Source organism: Nitrospina gracilis Nb-211 (assembly GCF_021845525.1).
In the GTDB taxonomy this organism is placed as follows: Bacteria; Nitrospinota; Nitrospinia; order Nitrospinales; family Nitrospinaceae; genus Nitrospina; species Nitrospina gracilis_A.
Map to the genome: position 1 here is coordinate 1,574,147 of NZ_JAKJKD010000001.1, position 21,488 is coordinate 1,595,634.

Sequence of the window (21,488 nt, forward strand, 5' to 3'; positions counted from 1 at the left end):
CCGGGGGCGGGCGTTTGCGCAGGGGAGGACGTTTTACCTCTGAAAAGAAAAAAGGAAACTTCATTGTCCTTATGAATACGGGTTCTTCTAACTATGTGCGCGCGCTCACCATCGCCGGGTCGGACAGCGGCGGCGGCGCGGGCATCCAGGCCGATCTCAAAACGTTCTCCGCGCTCGGCTGTTACGGCATGTCCGTTATCACCGCTCTCACCGCGCAGAACACGCAGGGCGTCACCGGCATTCACGATGTGCCCGCCGGGTTCGTGCGCCAGCAGTTGGAGGCGGTGCTGGGCGACATCGGCGCCGATGCGGTGAAGATCGGCATGCTCCACAATCCGCAGACCATTCATGTGGTCGCCCAGGGCCTCAAGCGGTTCGATGTTCAGCGCGTGGTGCTTGATCCGGTCATGTTCGCCAAAAGCGGCGACCGCTTGATCCAGGACGAGGCCGTCGCGGCGTTGAAATCGCAACTGCTCCCGCTGGCTACGGTGTTGACGCCGAACCTCAAGGAAGCGGAAGCGTTGCTGGAAATCAAAATCGATACCGATGACGACATGGAACAGGCCGCCCGCCTCCTGGCGAAGATGGGTCCGCAAGCGGTGGTGGTGAAGGGGGGACCTCCGGTGACGACGGGTGGCGACGACTGTTTTTATTCCAACGCGGATGCAAAGGGAGCCGTTCAGTGGCTGAATCACGCACATGTGGACACGCACAACGTCCACGGCACTGGGTGCACATTTTCATCTGCGATTGCGGCGTATCTGGCCCGGGGAGAGACCTTGGACGACGCCGTGCGCCATGCGAAAGAATACATCTCCGGCGCGTTGGAGAACGGCGCGCTGTACCGGCTGGGTCACGGCAAGGGGCCGGTCGCCCACTTTTTTCATTTGTGGAAATCACAACCTTGATTTGAAGGAGACCCCATGTCATTCACGCAAGACGCCTGGGCTTCCATCACCGGCATATACCAGGACATCCTCGACCATCCGTTCAACAGGGAACTGGGGGAGGGCACGCTGAAGGAAGAACGTTTTCAGTTCTACATGAAACAGGACTCGCTGTACCTCGAAGACTTTGCTCGCGCCCTGGCCATCGCCGCCTCGAAAGCGCCGACACCGGACGATATCGTGCTACTTCTCGACTTCTCCAAAGGCGCGATCGTCGCTGAGCGGTCCTTGCACCAATTCTATTTCGACTTCTTCAAGATCCAGCTCGACGCCGAACGCGAGCCGGGTTGCTTCACTTACACGAAGTTTCTGCTGTCCACCGCATCGCACGAAAGTTACGAAGTCGGCATCGCCGCATTGCTTCCCTGTTTCTGGATTTATCGCGAGGTGGGACTGCACATCCATAAAAACGCCAAGCCCGACAATACTTATCAGAACTGGATCGACATGTATTCAAGCCCGGAGTTCAGCGCTGTGGTCGATCAGGCCATCGACCTCACCGACCGCGTGGCCGAGGGAGTGAATGCGCCCACACGCGAGGCGATGATGGATGCGTTCATCAAGTCAACGCAGTTGGAATGGATGTTCTGGGATTGCGCATATCACATGCGGACATGGGCGTCCGCGTCGCTTCACAGTTCCTGAATGAAGCGCGTGGCGTAGGAACGGATGTGTTTGCCATTTAGAACATGGAAGCGGCGCACGCGTTCGATGGTCTGCGCCGACAGGCGTTTTAATGGAATGTGGATGATGCGCTTTTTATAGTGACGCGCCATGCGTCGCCACGATGCGGGCGGCGCGCCCGGCGAAACCACCGCCACATGCCGTTCCTGCGAATGGAACAACGCCGCCTCCAACAGTTTCTCCTCCAAGGTCTCTCCCATTGAAAGGCGCGGATCTTCCCAAATATTGGGGATGGGCCGGGGCGGATAAATCAACATGCATCCGCCATAGGTGGCCTCACCAATGCCGGGGCCGATCAGGTTTTCCATGTAGCTGGTGGCGAAGAAGCACAACGTCGATTCGTTTTCGTGCTCGGCGTACCAGGTCTGCCGCCAGCCGTAGCGGTCCGTCTGCGGTTCCATCTCGAACAGCATCACCACCACCTCCACGTTGCCGCGCGAGGGCGGAATCTCTTTCACGTAAATATCGCCCGTGTGCCAGTTGCGCAGGGTGTCGCGCAGGTCGATGCCGTCCTTCACCGAGGTGGTGAATTTTTCCGTGCGTGCCAGGTCGTGCGCCAGAAGATGGCGTGTCTGTTCGCGGATGTGCGAGTTGAGGTTTTCGATTTTCTCGTCTTCCGGCGGCCATGAACACTGGCCGTAAGGGTTCCACCTGTAGCGGTAGTCCTGTTGCTTCAGCTTGTCAGGTTCCGGTTTCAGGTTCAGCGTGCGCCATACGAGTGCGGTCTCCGACAGGCGGTTTTTCATGGTCACCGGATCGTCGTCGCCGAATGTGGCCTGATCGATGCCCAGGGCCACGGAATCGAGCTCGTCCGCGCCTTTCTGATAAGGATACTCCCGCGCCGCCTCGACCAGTGCGATGGCGAAGGGATCGCCGCCGATCTGCTTGGCTGCCATCGCCAGCGTGTAGAGGTCCGGCGTCAGGCGGTGTTCCATTAACGTCAGGTTGCGCACGTACTGGAGAAATATCTGGAAACTCTGTTGCGTCAGGTTGTGATACCGCACTTTGTGTTTCTGCAGAAAACGTTCGCGCGCCCGGATGAGGATTTCCTTCACCCCGTCGATGGCGACGTTTTTGTCGGAGCGCATGGTCTGCCGCCGGTGTTCATACAGGTAAGTGATGTACGGAAACTCGCTGAGGGCGAAAAACAAGGTGTCCGGGTGCACACTATACAGCGTCGGGGATTGCGGCGGCCTCTCCGGTTTGGGGTAGGGAGCACGTTCGTCGTACGCCCGCTTGATCCACGGCCAGTCGAGGATGGAACAGATAAAGAGAACTTTTTTGCGTTCGATCTCCAGCCGGTGGAGTTGATGCGCCATCCAGCGGCAACGCAGATCGGCCTGGCTGTCCTTTTCCGGTTTTGGCAGGAAGAGAAGCATGCTGACCGCGAACTTTTCCATCGACATCTGTTGAAGCGCGCCGGTGTCCGGAAAATCCATGCTGCGCGGCTGGTAGTTTTGCACGCTCAGGTCGATGAACTCGCAGGGAATGTTTTCCTGCCTTGCGATGCGGAGCGCCATGACGACGGGTTGTGAGGGATCGATGGGAACGTAGGTGACGGTGCCGTCTTCCTCTTCCACGCAACTGATGGTGATGGCGGGAAGCAGATCGAGTCCGCGCAGAACCGTGGGTTCGTATTCCGGCGGCAGGCACACGGCGAGGCAGTCGCACCCGGACGCGAGCAGGCGTTGCCGCACTTCGCGGGTGAAGTGGCCGCTTCCGTGTACGACCGGAAGCACCTGGATGCGCTCACCCAGGGCAAACACGTCATGCGTTGCAGGAGCCGGGGCGGTCATTTTTAAATTTCCTCAGCGATCCATATCGGGATGCAGGGGGTTGTCGTCGCCGAAAAAGAAATCGCCCAACCCCATCGGCAGGCGGTCGTTGCCCAGGGCGCGGCTTTTGCGTTCCGCCAGCCGGTCGAGGTTCAACGCCTCTTCGCCCAGCACCTTTTCCACCGCTTCGCTCCAGATGGCGTCTTTGGAGATGGGGTGATCCTGGTCCTGCTTCAATCGCTTGATCGCGTATTGGAGGATGTGAATGCCGTCGCGCGGGGAGAAGTCGAGGTCCAACTGATGCGACCTTTGCAGGAACCGCACGGTCATGTCGAGCAGGTCTTCTTCAGCGAAAGGCAGGTGATATTTCAGAATCGCCATTTCATCTTGCTGTGACGGCATCTGCAACTGCAAGGTCGGTTGCAGGCGCGACAGAATGTAGTCGGGAATCTCAAAGGTGGATTCGTCGTTATTCATGGTGACGCAGGCACGGAACTCCGGGTGCGCCTTGATCTGGATGCCTGCAATGATGGACTCGACGTAGCGCCGGTGGTCGAGAAGAGGCGCAAGCGATGCCCAACTTTTCTCGTTCATTCGGTTGCCTTCGTCCAGAATGCAGATGCCGCCCTGGATCATGGCCGTGACCAGAGGCGAGGCGTGGTACGAGATACGGCCGTTCTCGGCCAGAACGGGCGTGACCAGCAGATCCTCGGGACGTGTGTCGCTGGTGCATTGAAAAATGTAGAGTGGCTGGCTGCGCTTATGCGCGGCCACCATGCAGAGCGTGGTTTTGCCGATGCCCGGCATGCCGATGATGCGCGGCGACAGCGGCAGATCCTTTTCCGCCACCACCATCCAGCAGGCGAGAATCTGGCGCAGGATTTCCTCCTGGCCTATCCAGGTCACCTCACTGTCATCGTGGGGGCTCAGGGTCAGGTGAATGCCGCCGATGGTGGCGGTCTCATGCTTTATATTGGTGCTTTTGACGTCGTCCTTCATAAGCCTCGATCGAGTTGAATTTCGATTCAAGAATACGTTTGGAATCGATGGGTGTCAAGGCGACTGGGATGCGTTCAATGCTTCCCCGTCAGCACCAGCACCTTGGCCGCGATGTGATGGATGGCCTGGGCCAGCGACCGCACGGGAAGGGATCTCCCCTGGTTTGAGGAGATGGTGGCAAAGCTGGATTTCGCCGTTTTCCCGATAAACTGATCTAAAAATGAAGAAGAAATGATTTCGGCCCTTTGAGGTCCCTTGTACTCCATGATTTTGACATCCTGCACGGAACCCTGGCCATCGACCAGAGTGATGAACACCGCTCTCGATGGCGGATGGGAATTGGACTCGGCCGTAGCGATGAAAGCATAGAGATTTTTCCCGTCATTGCGGGTGGCATAATAATAATCCAGACGGGAATTGGAGGGAGTCTGTCCGGTCAATGCCTCGATCTTTTGAATTTTTGATTCAGTCAGATGGCTTTTTCGGTGTTTGATCTTGTTCACTCCTTTGAACACCGCTTTCAAGGCATCCAGTTTGCTGAGGTACACCTTGTTGCGGAGTTCGTCCTCCGGTATCACATGAGCATGGCCGGTCTCAATGAGTGGAATGCAAAGTAGTATCCACACGCTGAGAATCATCAGGAAGCATTTTTGTTTCATTAGAAACCTCTTCATTTAATATCGAATCCCGTTTGAATCGGATTTCGAGAATCAGGTTATAGAGTGCAGGCAAAACAATCAGGGTCAACAGCGTGGCGGAAATCATGCCGCCCACCATGGGTGCGGCGATGCGCTTCATCATATCCGAGCCGGTGCCGGTTCCCAGCATGATGGGCAACAGGCCACCCACCGTGGACACCACCGTCATCAGGATGGGTCGCACCCGCTCCGATGTGCCTTGCAGAACGGCATCGCGGATGTCCGCTTTCGAGCGAATATTTCCTTCCTGCCGTTTCAGCTTGTAGGTCTGGTCGATATAGACCAGAACGAGAACACCGATCTCCGCCGCCACCCCTGCCAGCGCGATGAATCCCACTCCTACGGCAACACTGAGTTCGTAATGGAGAAAATACAAATACCAGATGCCACCTACCAACGCAAAGGGCATGGAGAGCATGACGATCAGGCTTTCCGTCATGTTGCGAAAATTCAGATAGAGCAGAACGAAGATGACAAACAGAGTGACGGGGACGATGAACTGCAATCGTTTCTTGGCCCGTTCCATGTACTCGTATTGGCCGCTCCAGATCAGGTTGTAGCCCGCCGGCAAGGAAATCCTCTGGTTCAATATGCCTTGCGCCCTTTGCACATACGTTCCCACGTCGATATTTTTGATGTCGATATAAATCCAGGCATTCAACCGCGCGTTTTCGGTTTTGATGACCGGGGGGCCTTTTTTGATTTCTATTCTGGCCACCTGTGCCATGGGGATGTGTTCGCCGCGCGGAGTGGGAATCAGGACCCGTTCCAAGCGGCTGATGTTATCGCGCAGTCCCCGGCTGTAACGCAGGTTGACGGGATAGCGCTCCAGCCCCTCGATGGTCGTGGTGATGTTCATGCCGCCGATCGCGGTTTGAATGGTGTCCTGTATGTCGCCTACGGTCAATCCGTAGCGGGCGGCCTGTTTGCGGTCGATGACAAAATCGAAGTAATTTCCGCCAACCACGCGCTCCGAATACACGCTCGCGGTTCCGGGAACGTTGCGGATGATGGCTTCGATTCTCTGTCCCAACTCCTGCAAGGTTTTCAGATTGTCCCCGGCGAGTTTGATGCCGACCGGGGTTTTGATCCCCGTGGACAACATGGAGATACGGTTTTTAATGGGCATGGTCCATACGTTGGTGATTCCGGGAATCTGTAAAGCCGCATCCATTTCCTCGATCAAGGTATCCGTTGTCACTCCAGGTCGCCAGGCGGACTTGGGCTTGAGGGTGATGGTGGTTTCGATCATGCTCAGCGGGGCAGGGTCGGTGGCCGTCTCCGCCCGGCCTATTTTTCCGAAAACCGTTTTGACTTCCGGAAACTGGCGGATGATCTTGTCTGTTTGCTGTAAAAGCTGGCGGGCTTTGGTGATGGAAATGCCCGGCAAAGTGGTGGGCATGTACAGCAGGTTGCCTTCATCCAGCGGTGGCATGAACTCCGAGCCGAGTTTTTGCAGGGGAATCAGAGTGGCGAGCACGATCAATACCGCCACCAGGATGATGACCGTCTTCATCCGCAGAACGAGCCAGAGAACGGGCCGGAACAGGTTTTCCAGCAACCAGGTGATGGGATTTTTCTTTTCCGGAAGAATGCGGCCCCGTATGAAATAACCCATGATGACGGGAACCAGGGTGATCGCCAGAATGGCGGAGGCGGCCATGGAGTATGTCTTGGTGAACGCAAGGGGAGAGAACATACGTCCCTCCTGCGCCTCCAGCGTGAATACCGGTAAGAAAGAAACCGTGATGATCAGCAGGCTGTAAAACAGCGCGGGTCCCACTTCCGCCGCCGCCTCGTAAATGATCTGCCAGTGATTTTTCTTGCCATGATCGCGTTCCAGATGCTTGTGCGCGTTTTCGATCATCACGATGGCGCCGTCGATCATGGCGCCGATGGCGATGGCAATCCCGCCCAACGACATGATATTCGCATTCAGGCCCTGGTATTTCATGACGATGAACGCCATGAGGACGCCCATCGGGATGGTGATGATGGCCACCAGCGAGGACCGGAGATGCAGAAGAAAGAAAATACTGATCAGGGCCACGGCGACGCTTTCTTCGATGAGCTTTTCTTTCAGGTTGTCGATGGCGCGTTGTATCAACTTGGACCGGTCGTACACCTCGATGACTTCCACACCGTCCGGCAGGCCCTTTTTCAATTGATCCAGTTTGTGTTTGACCTTGTGGATGACGTCCATGGCGTTTTCACCGAAACGCTGCACGATGATTCCGCCCACCGTTTCCCCTTCGCCATTCAATTCTGCAAGTCCGCGCCGCAGCTCCGGTCCCAGTTGCACGCGTCCAACATCCCGCATCAGGATGGGTGTTCCCTGAGGATCCACGCCCAACGGAATGTTCTCGATGTCTTCGATTTTTTTGATGTATCCCAGGCCGCGGACCATGTACTCCGTTTCGGACATTTCCAGCAACCGGCCGCCGACATCGTTATTACTGCGCTGGATCGCATGCTTTACTTTTGTGAGTGGAATATCGTAAGCCTTCAGTTTGTTGGGATCGACCTCCACCTGGTATTGCTTCACATAACCGCCGATGCTCGCCACCTCGGACACACCGGGAACCGTTTGCAGTTCGTACCGCAAAAACCAATCCTGGATGGATCTCAATTCCGAAAGGTCATGCTGGCCGGTGCGGTCCACCAACGCGTACTGGTAAACCCAGCCGACGCCGGTGGCATCGGGGCCCAGCGAAGGGGTGACGCCCTGCGGCAGTCTTTTGGAGATGAAATTCAGTTGTTCCAGAACCCGGCTCCGCGCCCAGTACAAATCGGTTCCGTCTTCAAAGATGATGTACACAAACGACAGGCCAAAGTATGAATAGCCCCGGACCACCTTGGCATAGGGCACCGCCAGCATGGTGGTGGTGAGAGGATAGGTGATCTGGTCTTCGATAATCTGCGGCGCCTGGCCGGGGTACTCCGTGAAAACGATGACCTGCACGTCGCTCAAGTCCGGAATGGCGTCCAGATTGATGGTCTTCATGGAATACACACCCCAGACAAAAATCCCGAGTGCGCCAAGCAAAACCAGGAACCGGTTTTTGAGGGAAGCGCCTATGATTCGTTTCAACATCGTTCTCTCCGCATCATGATTTCCAGGTAACGGATGTCACACGGTCAGTGCTGATGAGCGGTTTTCGTGTTATCCAGTTTCAATTCGAGTTTGCCGGCTTTCTTTTTGCTTTCCTTCTGCCCCGATTCTTCCGTACTGTCCAGTTTGTCCATGGCTTCCCTCAGCCGACTTTCGGAATCGATCAGAAAACCGGATGAAGTCACCACCGTTTCACCCGATTTCAATCCTTTGAGCACCTGGTAGTATCCGTCGGCTTCCACCCCCAGTGCCACCTGCCTGGTTTCGAACCGTCCTTCTTTGTTCTGAACCACGACCATATCCATTTCTCCGGAACGGATCACCGCCTGCTCCGGGACCGCCACTCCCTCCTTGGCCAGAGGAGATTTCAAGGTGACGTTGGCGTACATGTCCGGCTTGAGGGTCCATTCGGGATTTTCAAACTCCATGCGGACTTTGATGGTTCGGGTTTTGGGATCGAGGAACGGGTCGATGTACGTCACTTTGCCCTTGAACTGCTTTCCGGGAAAGTAAGGCAGGTTCATCGTTGCTTCCTGGCCGATTTTCACCCAAGGCTGTTCGTATTCATAAATGTCGGCCATCACCCAGATATTGGAAAGGTCAGCAATGGTGTAAAGGCTTTTCCCGGGTTCCACAAACATCCCTTCCTGGGCCGTCTTTTTAACCACAAAACCCCGGACGGGGGAGTGAATGTGCATGGTCTTCTTGATTTGCCGGGTTTGAGCCAGCTCTTCAATCTGATGCTCCGCGACATCAAACAGCTTGAGGCGCTTTCGAGTGGTCTCAAGCAATGTGTTTGCACCGCGGGTGATATCCGGAAATTCGCTGTTCTTTAAAGATTCCTTGTATTTCAATGCGAGCAGGAACTCCTCCTGGGTGGTCACAAGATCCGGGCTGTAAATTTCCATGAGCACGTCGTCGTTTTCCACCTCCTGCCCGGTAAAATCGACGTACAGTTTCTCAATCCAGCCACCGAATTTGGTATGGATATGATGTACCTTCCTCTCGTCATAAGTGAGAGTGCCGGTGGTGCGGATTTCATGGGTGAGTTTCCGGACTCTTACTTTTTCCGTTTTGACGCCTATGTTTTGCACGACTGTCGGGTTAATTTTTATTGCGGAATCTTCCGTCTCGTCTTCATAAACCGGGATGAGATCCATGCCCATTGGGCTTTTCCCGGGTTTGTCCCGTTTGTAACTGGGGTCCATCGGGGCCTGCCAGTATTTGACCTTTCTGCCTTCCTTTTCCTGCTTCATCCCCGGCATGGGAGCCGTCTGCTTTTCCGTTCCCGAACCTTCCCGCTTGGCGCCTTGTGGGGTCTCGGGCCTTTGGATTTTCTCCTCAATGTATTCGGCCACTTCGTTTTTGATGGGGATGATCCGCTCCTTGGAGAATGAAATGAATTCAGAAAAAGCGCGTTTGGTGTTTTCCCATTGCGATGGTCCGGTCAAAAGCCCGATAAAATAAAAACCCGCCACCAAAACGAACAATAGCACCAGGTTGAGCCAACGGAAACGCTTCTGTTCGGGGGGAAGCTCGGCTTTGATTTCCAGCTGTTTTACAAGAGGGAACAGGATCTCCTCTCCATCCGGTTTGGATTCGGAATCCGAAGCCTTTCCGCCTGCGGCGCCTTCGTCGTCTTTTTTGCTTTCTTCAGGCGGTTTGTTGTTTGTTTCTTCGTCGGTCATGGTTTCACCGTTCTGTTTTATTCAAATCAATGAGGCTTTTCCCCACCAGGCTTTCCAATGTGGCCAGGTTCTGTTCATAGTGAGTCAATTCGCGATGGTATTTGATCTCCCAGTTGAGCAGGGTGACCTGGTTGTCAATCAGAGTGAGAAAGTCCACCTTGTCCACGCTGTAAGCCGCCAGCGCCGATTCCAGCGATTGTTTGGCCTGGGGGATGATGCCTGTTTTCACCAGTTGGATGAGCTCCCGGTTTTTCTTTTCCTTGTCCATCAGCATTTTGATTTCCATGAAAATCTTGTTGCGGACCTTGCGATACGATTCCCTGAGAACGGAGATCCGGTAATTTTCCTCCGCCACCTTTCTATCCTGCTTCGTTTTTTGCCAGATAGGAATGTTGACTCCGACAAAGCCCGATACGAAATCGGGACGATCGTTGAAAGGCGAATCCTGACGCTGGCCATAACGGAAGCCCACCTGGAAGTCCGGGTAGTATTCTTTCTCCGCCAGTTCCCTGCGTACTTTCATTTTTTCGATGGCTTCTTGAATTTCCTTGAGTGCCGGCCGGTTTTTCTCCGCCAGCATTTGCAAGTCTTCCACCGTGTAATGAAACGGCGTTTGCGTGATGCCATGAGGAATATGCAGAGGCGCCTGGGGAAGACGGTCCATCAATGTGTTCAGGCGAGCGGTTTCCTGATCCTTCATCTGCTGGAGTTCTATCAGCCGATCAAGAATTTTTGATAATTCCACCTGCGCCTGCAGAACATCCTGCTGGATTCCTTTTCCCACGGCGTACTTGGATTCGGCAATGGTTACGAATTGCTCCAGCAGGATTTTATTTTGCCGGGTGGTGTCGAGGGCGGCCCGAAGGAAGCAGATTTCATAAAAAGACGTTTTTACCTGCCGGATGATAGCCAGTTCCAGGTCGTGCAGAGTCTGCTCCGCGATGCGCACATCCTGAAGGGCCTCTTTGGAACGGAGGTTCAATTTGCCGGGGTAGGGGAGCGCCTGAGTCACCTCGATCTGTTTCTGGGTCATTGCCTCCTGCCGGAAAGAGAAGGTGTCCACCGGCAGATTCATGAGGCCCAGCATCACCATGGGGTCTGCCAAAGATTCTCGTTGCGGCGGGATTTCCTTCAGGACGTTGATTTTCTGACGAACCTCCGCCAATTCAGGGTTGTTTTGAAGCGCCTCCTGAATGAAACTGTTTAATGTGATTTTGAAAATAGGGTGTGGACTGTCCTCAGCCAGCCCCAAAGACGGCGCAAGGCACAATGCGGCCACAACAAACCAGTATCGGTACATGGACTCCTCCTGATCCGGGCATGATTTCGCCACGGGAAAATTTAGCCCAAATGGGCTACAATGATTGCGTTTCTATATGGAGAAATCGTCCGTGTTATCGAGGCGGATGATACAGTGGCACCGGGTGGGGTTCCGGCATTTGGGGAATGATCGTGAAAGCCATGCGGATTTCCGGTGGCGGCGAATTCAATGTGGGAGAAACGGACTGGAGAGCGACCGCACACACGCCACACATCATGGTCTGACTGCAATCCATCATGTTGGCTTCCGGCATCATCATGGCCTGCGCTGACTGGCACCAAAGGAAAAGCATCGCAACCAGCACCATGACCGAGCCGATATGTTTGAATTTAAAGCTCATCAGTTGGAAATCCTTTCCAACCTAATTTAGTTCTGATTGGGTAATCTTGTCAAGACATGTTGATTATGAGTCCTTCTATTACCGGAATTCCGGTTTGCACGAAAACCCATTTTCACGAGCAATCAATCACTGATCCACATGTGGTCTCGACTTCGTAATTCCTTATTATTTAAAAGCCTTGTCTCATTAGGGGTGGGGGTGGCACTGCTGCTTCTGCTTGAGGGGGGACTGCGCCTGAGTGGATTCGGCGACCAGTTCGAGTTCGTGGTTTCCGGCACCCGGCCGCAGGATGAAGGCAAGGTGTCGCTCAACACACAGTATGTCGCCATTCATTATTTCCAGCATCTGCCCGTCAACATCAGCAAACTGTTCACCAATCAGCCGTGGTACGAGGATACCGAGTTCACCCGCAAGAAACAGCCCGGCGTGTACCGCATCTTCATGGTGGGGGCTTCCACCACCCGCGGGTTTCCCTACACGGACCGCCGCATCAGTTACTCCGGGTTGTTGCAGGGCATCCTCAATGACGTGCTTCCCGGCAAACGGGTGGAGGTGGTCAACGCCGGTTACGATGCGCTCAGCAGTTTCGGCATTCTCGACCTCGCATCGCAATTGATGGATTACGAACCGGACCTGCTGGTGGTGTACAGCGGGCACAATGAATTCATCGGGCACTTCGGCGTCAACTCGGCTGTCAATTATGGCCAGAACCGGGGAGTGATCCGTCTTGCCACCTTCCTGTTTCACTCGCGGGTGTACCTGGCGCTGGAGCGCATGGGCCTGTGGCTGAAATCCCGGAACCGGGAGGATGCCAATCGCGAAAGCCAGGTGAATCTGTTCCGCGCCATGTTGTCCGAGGAAAACACGGTGTGGGACGAACCCTTGCATGCGGAGGCGGAACGCAATTACAAAGCCAACCTGAAAGACCTTGTGAAAAAAGCAAAGGTGCGGGGCATACAGGTTCTGCTTCTCACCCTGGTGTCCAACCTGCGGGATTTTGCTCCCATCCGTTCCGAGTTTTCCGATGGCATTCCTCCCGGTCAACGTCAGCTTTTGGAGGATTCGATGAAACAGGGCCGGGATGCACTGGATCAGGAACAGTATCAAGCCGCCTTGAAGCATTTCCGTGCCGCCGTTCAGCAGGACGAACACTACGCGGCGGCGCACTATCAACTGGGGCGGACTTACGATCGGTTGAACCAGATAGAGAAGGCGAAGTTTCATTACGAGCAGGCGCGCGAGCACGACCGTTTGCACCTGCGTGCCTGTCTTCGTTTCAACCAGATTGTGAAAGATGTCGGCGGTGAGGAGGGAGTCCCCGTCCTGGATCTGGTGCCCAGGGTCGAAGCGGTTTCGAAAAACGGCTTGCCTGGCCGGGACCTGTTCCTCGAACACGTGCATCCCAACATCAACGGCCATATGGTGATGGCAGACAGCATTGCCCGGTTCCTGGCAAAGCAGGAGATGGTGGCGCCCGAGGCACAATGGCAATGGGACCGCCTGCGCCCGGCCCGGAATTATGTGTTGCAGACCGGGTTCGACCGATCCCAGTACCTGAACGCGCAGTACACGGTAGGGCGGCTGTATCTGGAATTCCCTTTCTACCAATGCAGGGAAGGCGTGGCGGTTTTGAAGGAGATCGGCAAAGCGGAAGCCGAACGTTTCAGCATCGACAACTGTTTCCAAGTTTCCGGAAAGGAAAATTCGAACCATGTTGATTGATCTCAATCTGAAGAACAAGCAGGTGGTCGTGATCGGCGCGGGATGGGAAGCCACGCGCAAAGTGGAAGCTCTATTGGGACAGGATTGTGAAATCATCATCGTCGCGGATCGCATCTCCGATTCCATTCGCAAGTGGGAACGGGAAGGCCGGCTCCAGTGCACGCTCATGATCGTGGAAAATGGGGAGTTTCTGAAAAACTACGATCGATTGATCCTGGTCATGGCCGCGACCGATTCGCGGGATCTCAACCGGGAACTGGTGAAATCCGGGTTGGAAATGGGGTGTTATGTGTATGCGGTGGACGATCCGGAAGTGAGCGACTTCAGTCATCCGTCAGTGATTTCGCTCGACGACAATGTGAAGGTCGCCATTTCCACCAGTGGGAAGAGTCCTCTGATGGCGGGAACTTTCCGTCAGCGCCTGGAACCGATCCTGCGGCAAACCATCACCCGCGTCGACCTTTTTCAGGTTGTCCTGCAGGAGCGCATGCGCAAACTGGCCAAGGAGACGTTGAAGGAAACCAAGCGGCGTAAGGAATTTCTACAAAGCCTGCTGATCGACCCTGAAATTCAAAGCTTTCTGGAACGGGGAAGCCTGGATGAAGCGGAATACTTTGCCCGGCAACGGCTGGAGAAATTCACTTTTAACGAGGATTGAAGGTGAGGGCGCCGGGCTTCTTTTGGTAAAATGAAGTAAGAGCAATTTGTTTGTCAGGGAGATTCATTTTGAGCAATTCCGTTTTTCTTGTCATCGTGGCCGGGATCGTACTGGCCATGCTGGTTCTGATGGTGCGCTACGCCCGGTTCATTCACAATTACCCGTCACAGACGGATGACGATTCCGCGGACAAACAGCAGACGAAAGACAAACCGCCGGAACCGCCTGAAAGCAATTCATGAGAGGCATGCCATGTCTGAATTGGACAACATCCTGGATGATTACCTGCAACGGTTCCTCGAAAGCAACCGGGCGGGGCGGCATCTGGTCAACAAGCTCAACGACTGTGGCGTCGGGGTGATGCCGGTTCTCGATCATGTGACCATTCGCACGCACAACGTGGAGCGGCGCGCCCGGCAGTTCCTCGATCTCAGTTATAAGGAAGACAAGAAAATCGGCGTTCTGGAATTCGATAGCTGGTGGGCCAAGGTGTATCGCAAGCCCGGCTACCCCACCTTCTTTATTGACCAGGCCTACGACGACGACCGCGGCAAGACCAGCCTGATTCCTCAATGGGTCAACGCCCACGGAGACGAATGCTTTCATCACATCGCAGTGCTGGTGGAGGATATCGAGTTGGCCATCTCCGCACTCGAACGCGATGGGTTTCAGATGGCGGGCGATATCGTGGGCGGGCCCGCTTCGGACCTGCGCCAGGTGTTCACGGAGCCGGAAAAACGGGATGGCAATGTTCACACCGTGCTCGAGTTGATCGAACGTCATAACGGATACGAGGGATTCCTGCCGCCGCAGGCCGACAGCCTGATGGAATCCACCCGCCGCTGAAATCATCTGCCCGGCGCCAATTTTACCTGTAATTCAATCATGCGACGCAAAACCGATCCCGAGGCCATTGCGCCTTACCTTAAAGATGCCTCCAACTGTCCGCCGGGCACCGCTTCCGAGGTGGTGCTCCCCGAAACGGTGGATGAGTTGAAAGCCTTTTTAAAGGAAAACGATCAGCCGATCACGGTCTCCGGCGCGGGGACCGGGTTGACCGCCTCCCGCGTGCCGAACGGCGGCATCATTGTCTCCATGGAACGATTCAAGCAAATCGGTCCGGTGGAGGAAGGAACGATTTGCGTGCAACCGGCGGTGACTCTGGAGGACCTGAATGCGTACCTGAAAGGTTCCGGCTGGTTTTACCCGCCGAATCCGACGGAGACCCTTGCCTCCATCGGCGGCACGCTCGCCACCAATGCTTCGGGATCGCGCAGTTACAAATTCGGCGTCACCCGGGACTATGTGCAGGAATTGGATATCCTGCTTGCGGACGGACGGGGCGCGCGCCTGTATCGCGGTCATACCATCGATCGACCGCTGGAGCTGGACGATGGCTCGCGCATCGAACTGCCTTCACTGGAATACCGCAGTCCGCAGATCAAAAACGCCGCCGGGTATTTCTACCGGCCGGGCATGGACTGGATCGACCTGTTTGTCGGCTCCGACGGCACGCTTTGCCTGATTACCGGTGTGCGGCTGAAACTCAAGCGTGCGCCGTACGATTTTCTAAGTGGCATTCTGTTCATGGACAGCGAAGATGCCTGCTGGGACCTCGTCGAGGTTATACGGAACGAATCCTCCGATGCTATCGATCCCTGCTCTCTGGAATACTTCGACCGGCATTCCCTGGTGCGGCTCAAGGAAAAATTCCAAAACGTTCCAGCAACGGCGCAGGCCGCGTTGTTTTTCGAACAGGATGTGGAAACGGAAGCGGCGTTTGAAAACGCGCTGGAGGCGTGGTACGGGTTTCTGGAATCGAAGGACGTTCTTCTGGATGACTCGTGGTTCGCGCAAGGCCCGAAGGACGTGGCGCTGTTTCATGACTTCCGTCACCAGGTGCCGCTCATTTTGAACGAAGAGAACAGCCGAATGGGTCGCGTTAAAATGGGAACCGACATGGCAGTGGGCGATGCCCACTTTCTCGACATGATGCGTTTCTACCGCAAAACGTTGGAAGACAGCGGCATGGATTACGCCATGTTCGGGCACATTGGCGACAACCATCTGCACATCAATCTGCTTCCTGATAAAAATCAAATGGAACAAGCCGGGGCGGTTTATGGGCGGATGGTCGATCAGATCCTGCAATGGGGCGGTACCGTTTCCGCCGAGCACGGCGTGGGCAAACTGAAAAAAGCCTACTATCATCAAATGGTTGGAAAGGAAACCCTTGAACAATTGAAGGTTCTCAAAGACCGGCTCGACCCGCAGGGGCTTCTGGGCCGGGGCAATCTTTTGTGAGTCCCGGGCCGGCTGGCGGGCCCTGTTGACGCCGCCAAATCGGGTTGACGGCGGACGATCTATAAGAGTACAATTTTTCAAATGTTTGCTGGAGTAGAGACCTGTATCCTTTTACTGGTAAAGGTTTGCTATGCTCGACTCTCTGAAAATCCTTGTGCTCAACTACACTTACGAGCCTCTGCAATTCTGCTGTGCCAAGCGGGGGCTTTTGATGGTGTTGAGCGGCCGCGCCGAGGAGATTGAAAGCGATGGCTATGTCATACGCTCGCCTTCGCTTTCGTTCCCTCTACCCACGGTGATTCGGGTATTGAAGGTGGTCAAGCGCAACCGCCGCAAACAGGTTGCCTTCAGCAAGAAAAACATTCTGCGCCGCGATAATTACACCTGTCAGTATTGCGGCGAGCGGGAGCATGTTTTGACCGTCGATCACATTCTGCCGAAATCCCGTGGCGGCAAAACCACCTGGACCAACGTGGTGGTGGCATGCAAACCCTGCAATCTGAAAAAAGGGAACCGAACCGCCTTCGAAGCCAACATGAAACTGATCACTAAACCGATGCGCCCTGAGTTCAGCTTTCATTCCTTTATTATTCCAGAAGGACCTCCCTCTCACATCGAAAGCTGGAAGAAATACCTTCCCAAGGCGGCGGTGCGGGGACCCGCCTTCAATTGAGCGCGTCGAGATGCACTTCGCGGCGTAGCGCTGGATAGCCTGAATCTTGGAACCCAAATCACTCAACCAAATCATTACCGAGGAGGAATTCCTGCCCCTGGTTCAGGATGCCAGCATGTCCTTCTTCCGCAACTTCAACGCGTACCGTGTTCTGGTCAATGAAACGGAACCGACGCGCAAGTGTTATTCGAACCTCATTCAACAGTCCGACTTTCTGGAAAGTTTTCTGGACGAATACGGCGCACGGGAGAACCGCACCTGGTCCTCCTTTACCGAGTATATCGCCAGCATCCGCAACCTGGTCATCTCCGGGTTTTACAGCAAGCATCTCCTTGACCGTTATCCTTATTATCGTCTCCGTGACGAGGAGGAAGAACAGGAACTGTTTTTCTCGGGGGGAAGGAGTTTCCTGAATTTTCTCAATCGTTCCATCCTCAACCTCTATGAGGAGGCCATCCGGGCGGCAACGGCCAACGGCCTGAAGGTGACGACCGCGGCGATCAATCCGGACGAATTTCAGGAGATTGAGGTCAACAGGCAGTTGCCCAAAAACGTGGTGGACGACCTGATTAAGGAGGATGAGGAACGGGTGATCGATTTGTTCGAAAAGGTGGGGAATGTTTCCCAGCTCATCGACGACATGAATTTTCAAACGACACACGACCCGGAAAAACTGCGGAAAATCGTGCCGAACGTGCTCGATGAGAAAAAAGCCCGCTACCTGATGAACCTCGTGCACAGCATCCAGTCGGAGTTTGATACGTACATCAAAAACACGTCCATGGAACAGCGGCACAAGAACCTGAAAGATTTCCGCGGGTATATTTCCATGCCATTGCACCTTTTGGAAGTCACGGTGTGGCTGTGCCATTTCTTTGAACGGCACGAGGATGAAATCCGCCACAGCGAGTGCAAACGCACCATCTCCAGCCTGGTTGATAAAACCGAACTGCTGAGCCACATCGTCAACTACGTTTTCGACCGGTGCCTGTTTTACATTTACGAAGGTCACAAGCTGAGCCGCGAGATCCTCAAAAGCTTCGTCAAGACGGTGCGCTATGAATTGGCGATTCCCGAACCGCTTGGATTTCATGCGCGGCCGTCCACTTACATTTCACTCATCGTGCGCAAACACGACTCCGACGTGTTTTTGATCGTGGACGGTGAAAAATACAACGCCAAATCCGTGATGAGCCTCCTGCAGGCGGGCGGCGCCATCGCTGACAAGGGCTACCGCTCGGTGGTGTTCGAAGGCGACCAGCGGGCGCTGGACGACATCCGCATTCTGTCTGAGCACAATTATTGCGAAGAAAAAAGCATCCCCGATTCCCTGAGCTACCTGCGGGATCTGCAAAAATCCACCCGCTGAAATGCGGCGTGTGCTCTGATTCCCTTCTATTCAATTCGAGGTCAATGGAATGGACGATGGTTCTGAATTGTTCGACGTGGTGGACGCCGAAGACCGGGTGATCGGCCAGGCCACGCGACGGGAAGTCCACTCCAAAGGACTCCTGCATCGCTCCGTGCATATTCTGGTGTTCAATGAGGCCGGTGAGCTGTTCCTGCAAAAGCGGGCCGAGACCAAGGATGAAAACCCCGGCTTCTGGGACACTTCCGCCGCCGGGCACGTGAGTGCGGGCGACGATTACTGGGTCACCGCCCACCGGGAATTGGAAGAGGAACTGGGAATCCGCGAAACCCTCACCCCGTTTTTGCGTTTGCCGGCTTCGCCCGAAACTTTCTGGGAGCATGTCGAATGCTACACCTGTGTCACCCGCACCCGCATTCGCATCAATCCCGTTGAGATTGACGAGGGCCGCTTCTGGGCGCTTGCGGATATTCAACAGGCCCTGTCGGAAAGCCCGGCCGCCTTCACCTCCAGCTTTCAACTCCTTTTCCGTAAGTATCTGGAAAACCATTCTCAGGCTTGATCTAAGCTATTGAATTTACTTGAGTTTATATTGCATTCTGCGGATAATGAAAGTCTGCGGAACACAGCCTGGCTCGCCTGAAACTGGATGAAGGCGGGTTAAGGTCCTCTTGCGTTCCGGCCTCCGGCGGCATTTCATCGTGCCTTTCCGGCTTCATGAATTCTATGCGTTGGCCATGTCCTACCGGATGAAAACTCGAATTTTCTTCATGTCGCTGGTTGTTCTGTTGGGGCTTTGGAAGGAACCCGGCCCCGCCACCGCGGTGCAACTGGACATATTCAAAAGCACCCGGCCATTTTCCGTTCATTTTTTGTTTCCAGAACAAATTCCCAACGTCGAGCGGCTGGAGGTGAACCACATCGACCCCGTCTTAAAACAATTGAAGGAAGCCGAAGCGGGTCTCAAAACTCTGGAAGAGAAAAACCTGCTCTATCTGGTCCTCGGCTACCTGCATCTGGTGAAAGGGGAGGCGGTGCCGGCACTGGACTATCTGGACAAGCAGATTCGCGGCAACTTCATTTTGAATGATTACCGCATGGTGTTTGAGTCGCAGGCGCGGAGCGAATTGGCAAAGCAGGCGGCGACCGCCGGCGACATTGCCACCGCCATCGGCCATCTCGAAACATCGCTCAAAATCTATCTGGACCTGCACCGGGCGTATCCCGCCAGTCCGTATCAGGGAGAGCTTCCGCGCCTGATGGCAGAAACGGAAAAGCGGCTGGGCGATCTCTATTTTGAAACGAAACAAATCCGTATGGCCTGGCAGTATTACAGAAAAGCCCTCATGCGGGAATACGTCGGGAACGAAACGCACCAGATGGAAACCCACCTGGCCCTCGCAAAAACTTACGACACAGAAAAGAATCTCGAAGAAGCGTTGGATATTTATACGTTTTTGCTGGACTCTTACGACGACGCACAAGTGGAAAGCGCGGCGCGGACTTTCCTGAATGCGCGCCGGCAGGACATGATCAATCGCAAACTGCCGGTGCAGGCGCTGGAATTGCGGTTGGACCCCCTGCAGAGCCGGTCCAATTCGATAACAAAACAGACCGCGCGCAAGGCGCCGGAAAACGGCTACCAGAACATTCATGTGCAGGACTTCTACGCGGCGGTGAAGCAGGATGACTTTCCCGCTATTTTTAATAACGCGTATCGTATTCTGTCCGAATACCCCGGCCTTTTGGAAGCGCGCGGGGTGATTTCCAAAACCAATCAAAAGGTGTTCGATTTCATTCAAAAGGGAAACGCGTGGGAGGAAAGCATCGACCGCATCATCCACCTGTATCCCCCCATGGAGTTGCGGCGGCTCGCGTTTCTGCTGTGGCGTAATCAGTATTCGGAGCAGGCCGCACGCGTGTATGCGGTGATTCTGGAAGAACATCCGACGGAAGTGGAATCCAGCCACATGGCGCTGTACTTTATGGGCCGTATTTATGAGGATCTGGGACGGAACGACCAGGCGCTCGATCATTACCGACAGTTGCTTGAGAAATATGACTATGGCGATTACGTGCAGTCCGCGGAGTTCAAGATTCCATGGATACATCGCCTGCAGGGGCAGTTGGAGCAGGCGGAACAGGAGTTCCAGAGGTTTCTGGATAAATTCGACCCGCGCGCTCCAGAGTACGAATCCGACCTGCTGAGCGCATACAATTTTGTTGCGGCATCCTATTACTGGTTGGCGCAGACGCAGTCGGCTCTCAACAAAGTTGAGGAAAGCAAAATCACCCTGCGTCAGTTGGTGGAACTGCATCCGCTGAATTTTTACGCCATGCTGGCGCGGGTTGAGCTGAATATGGATTCATTGAGTTTCGTCAAAGCCGGAATGCCTTCACCGGAAAGCGAGGCACGGCAACCCGGGCTCGGGGAAATGGGCCGGAAATACCTGAAGCGCGCTGAAAAGCTGATCGCCATCGGGCTCTTGGAGAAAGGACTCGATGAACTGGCGCAGGTGACACACGGTCGCGAGTCCGCCGCCTTCCTGCATCATTTGATACAATTGTTTTTGAAGGCCGGCGGTTATCAGAAAACCATCGCTTTGTCGTGGACCCTGTCACAGCGAAACAATCATGATTCCTTGCCGCAGAGCCTGATCGAAACCCTTTTTCCCGAAGCGTATCTGGAGAAAGCCAAAAACGAGGCCGAACCGTATCGCCTGGACCCGTACCTGGTGCTGGCGTTGATGCGTCAGGAAAGCGCGTTCAATCCCAATGCCCACTCGTCCGCCGATGCAATGGGGCTGATGCAGTTGATCCCGCAAACGGCCAAGCGCGTCGCTCACTCCCTGGGGGAACCCACCCCGGAATCGGATGATTTGAAAAACCCGTCATTGAACATCAAGCTGGGTGTGAAGTACCTCAACCACCTTCTGGAGATGTTCGGCGACAATCCGGTGTATGCGCTGGCCGCTTACAACGCCGGGCCGAACAAGGTGAAGCAATGGAAAGAAATTCGTTCGTCGCTTCTGGATGTGGAGTTCATCGAAAGCATTCCTTACAACGAAACCCGCAACTACGTAAAGAAAGTTCTTAGAAACTATGTCATTTACAAAAACCTGTATGAAAAACGGAATTTCACCAGTTGGGAACAGATCCTTTCCATCCGCCTGGGATCGGAAGCACCGGGGCACTGAG

At 54.7% G+C, this 21,488-nt stretch carries 18 protein-coding genes; 11 read left to right on the forward strand and 7 right to left on the reverse strand.

Going from position 1 to position 21,488, the window contains the following annotated elements; genetic code table 11:
* The first annotated feature begins 71 nt into the window (after positions 1 to 71).
* Both thiD and tenA read left to right on the forward strand, forming a co-directional pair.
* Positions 72 to 908 (forward strand): bifunctional hydroxymethylpyrimidine kinase/phosphomethylpyrimidine kinase, encoded by an 837-nt coding sequence (gene thiD, locus J2S31_RS07465; RefSeq protein ID WP_237098457.1) that lies wholly within the window; start codon positions 72 to 74, stop codon positions 906 to 908.
* 15 nt (positions 909 to 923) lie between these two features.
* Positions 924 to 1,592: a thiaminase II gene (gene tenA / locus J2S31_RS07470; RefSeq protein WP_237098458.1), complete on the forward strand. Its 669-nt coding sequence runs from the start codon at positions 924 to 926 to the stop codon at positions 1,590 to 1,592.
* On the opposite strand, the gene J2S31_RS07475 is transcribed toward tenA, so the two are convergent.
* From J2S31_RS07475 to J2S31_RS07505, 7 genes are all read right to left on the reverse strand, one after another.
* Positions 1,580 to 3,427: a hypothetical protein gene (locus tag J2S31_RS07475; RefSeq protein ID WP_237098459.1), complete on the reverse strand. Its 1,848-nt coding sequence runs from the start codon at positions 3,425 to 3,427 to the stop codon at positions 1,580 to 1,582. The two genes, tenA and J2S31_RS07475, sit on opposite strands and share 13 nt — an antisense overlap.
* A 12-nt stretch (positions 3,428 to 3,439) precedes the next feature.
* Positions 3,440 to 4,405, reverse strand: a complete 966-nt coding sequence (locus J2S31_RS07480) for an AAA family ATPase (protein WP_237098460.1) — start codon at positions 4,403 to 4,405, stop codon at positions 3,440 to 3,442.
* 74 nt (positions 4,406 to 4,479) lie between these two features.
* Positions 4,480 to 5,064, reverse strand: coding sequence for a hypothetical protein (locus J2S31_RS07485; RefSeq protein WP_237098461.1), 585 nt, complete (start codon positions 5,062 to 5,064; stop codon positions 4,480 to 4,482).
* Positions 5,000 to 8,197, reverse strand: a complete 3,198-nt coding sequence (locus tag J2S31_RS07490) for an efflux RND transporter permease subunit (protein WP_237098462.1) — start codon at positions 8,195 to 8,197, stop codon at positions 5,000 to 5,002. The genes J2S31_RS07485 and J2S31_RS07490 overlap by 65 nt, the downstream gene beginning before the upstream one ends.
* A gap of 44 nt (positions 8,198 to 8,241) precedes the next feature.
* On the reverse strand, positions 8,242 to 9,903 hold the full coding sequence (locus J2S31_RS07495; protein WP_237098463.1) for an efflux RND transporter periplasmic adaptor subunit: 1,662 nt from the start codon (positions 9,901 to 9,903) through the stop codon (positions 8,242 to 8,244).
* A gap of 4 nt (positions 9,904 to 9,907) precedes the next feature.
* Complete coding sequence (locus tag J2S31_RS07500) at positions 9,908 to 11,203, reverse strand: TolC family protein (RefSeq protein ID WP_237098464.1); 1,296 nt, start codon at positions 11,201 to 11,203, stop codon at positions 9,908 to 9,910.
* A gap of 94 nt (positions 11,204 to 11,297) precedes the next feature.
* Positions 11,298 to 11,564 (reverse strand): hypothetical protein, encoded by a 267-nt coding sequence (locus J2S31_RS07505; RefSeq protein ID WP_237098465.1) that lies wholly within the window; start codon positions 11,562 to 11,564, stop codon positions 11,298 to 11,300.
* Positions 11,565 to 11,762: 198 nt separating this feature from the next.
* Here J2S31_RS07505 and J2S31_RS07510 point away from each other — a divergent pair, with 198 nt between their 5' ends.
* The 9 genes from J2S31_RS07510 (at position 11,763) to J2S31_RS07550 (ending at position 21,487) form a co-directional block, all read left to right on the forward strand.
* Positions 11,763 to 13,286 (forward strand): tetratricopeptide repeat protein, encoded by a 1,524-nt coding sequence (locus tag J2S31_RS07510; protein WP_237098466.1) that lies wholly within the window; start codon positions 11,763 to 11,765, stop codon positions 13,284 to 13,286.
* Complete coding sequence (locus tag J2S31_RS07515; RefSeq protein ID WP_237098467.1) at positions 13,276 to 13,944, forward strand: precorrin-2 dehydrogenase/sirohydrochlorin ferrochelatase family protein; 669 nt, start codon at positions 13,276 to 13,278, stop codon at positions 13,942 to 13,944. Before J2S31_RS07510 ends, J2S31_RS07515 begins: the two co-directional genes overlap by 11 nt.
* A 68-nt stretch (positions 13,945 to 14,012) precedes the next feature.
* Positions 14,013 to 14,186 (forward strand): hypothetical protein, encoded by a 174-nt coding sequence (locus J2S31_RS07520; RefSeq protein WP_237098468.1) that lies wholly within the window; start codon positions 14,013 to 14,015, stop codon positions 14,184 to 14,186.
* Between the two features lie 10 nt (positions 14,187 to 14,196).
* Complete coding sequence (locus J2S31_RS07525; protein WP_237098469.1) at positions 14,197 to 14,790, forward strand: hypothetical protein; 594 nt, start codon at positions 14,197 to 14,199, stop codon at positions 14,788 to 14,790.
* A gap of 39 nt (positions 14,791 to 14,829) precedes the next feature.
* Positions 14,830 to 16,248, forward strand: a complete 1,419-nt coding sequence (locus J2S31_RS07530; protein WP_237098470.1) for an FAD-binding oxidoreductase — start codon at positions 14,830 to 14,832, stop codon at positions 16,246 to 16,248.
* 130 nt (positions 16,249 to 16,378) lie between these two features.
* On the forward strand, positions 16,379 to 16,921 hold the full coding sequence (locus J2S31_RS07535) for an HNH endonuclease (protein WP_237098471.1): 543 nt from the start codon (positions 16,379 to 16,381) through the stop codon (positions 16,919 to 16,921).
* Between the two features lie 46 nt (positions 16,922 to 16,967).
* Positions 16,968 to 18,290: an HPr family phosphocarrier protein gene (locus J2S31_RS07540; RefSeq protein WP_237098472.1), complete on the forward strand. Its 1,323-nt coding sequence runs from the start codon at positions 16,968 to 16,970 to the stop codon at positions 18,288 to 18,290.
* Positions 18,291 to 18,339: 49 nt separating this feature from the next.
* The gene (locus J2S31_RS07545) at positions 18,340 to 18,852 is read left to right on the forward strand and encodes an NUDIX hydrolase (protein WP_237098473.1); all 513 of its coding nucleotides are present in this window, start codon (positions 18,340 to 18,342) and stop codon (positions 18,850 to 18,852) included.
* 109 nt (positions 18,853 to 18,961) lie between these two features.
* Positions 18,962 to 21,487 (forward strand): lytic transglycosylase domain-containing protein, encoded by a 2,526-nt coding sequence (locus J2S31_RS07550; protein WP_237098474.1) that lies wholly within the window; start codon positions 18,962 to 18,964, stop codon positions 21,485 to 21,487.
* Position 21,488: the final 1 nt, after the last annotated feature.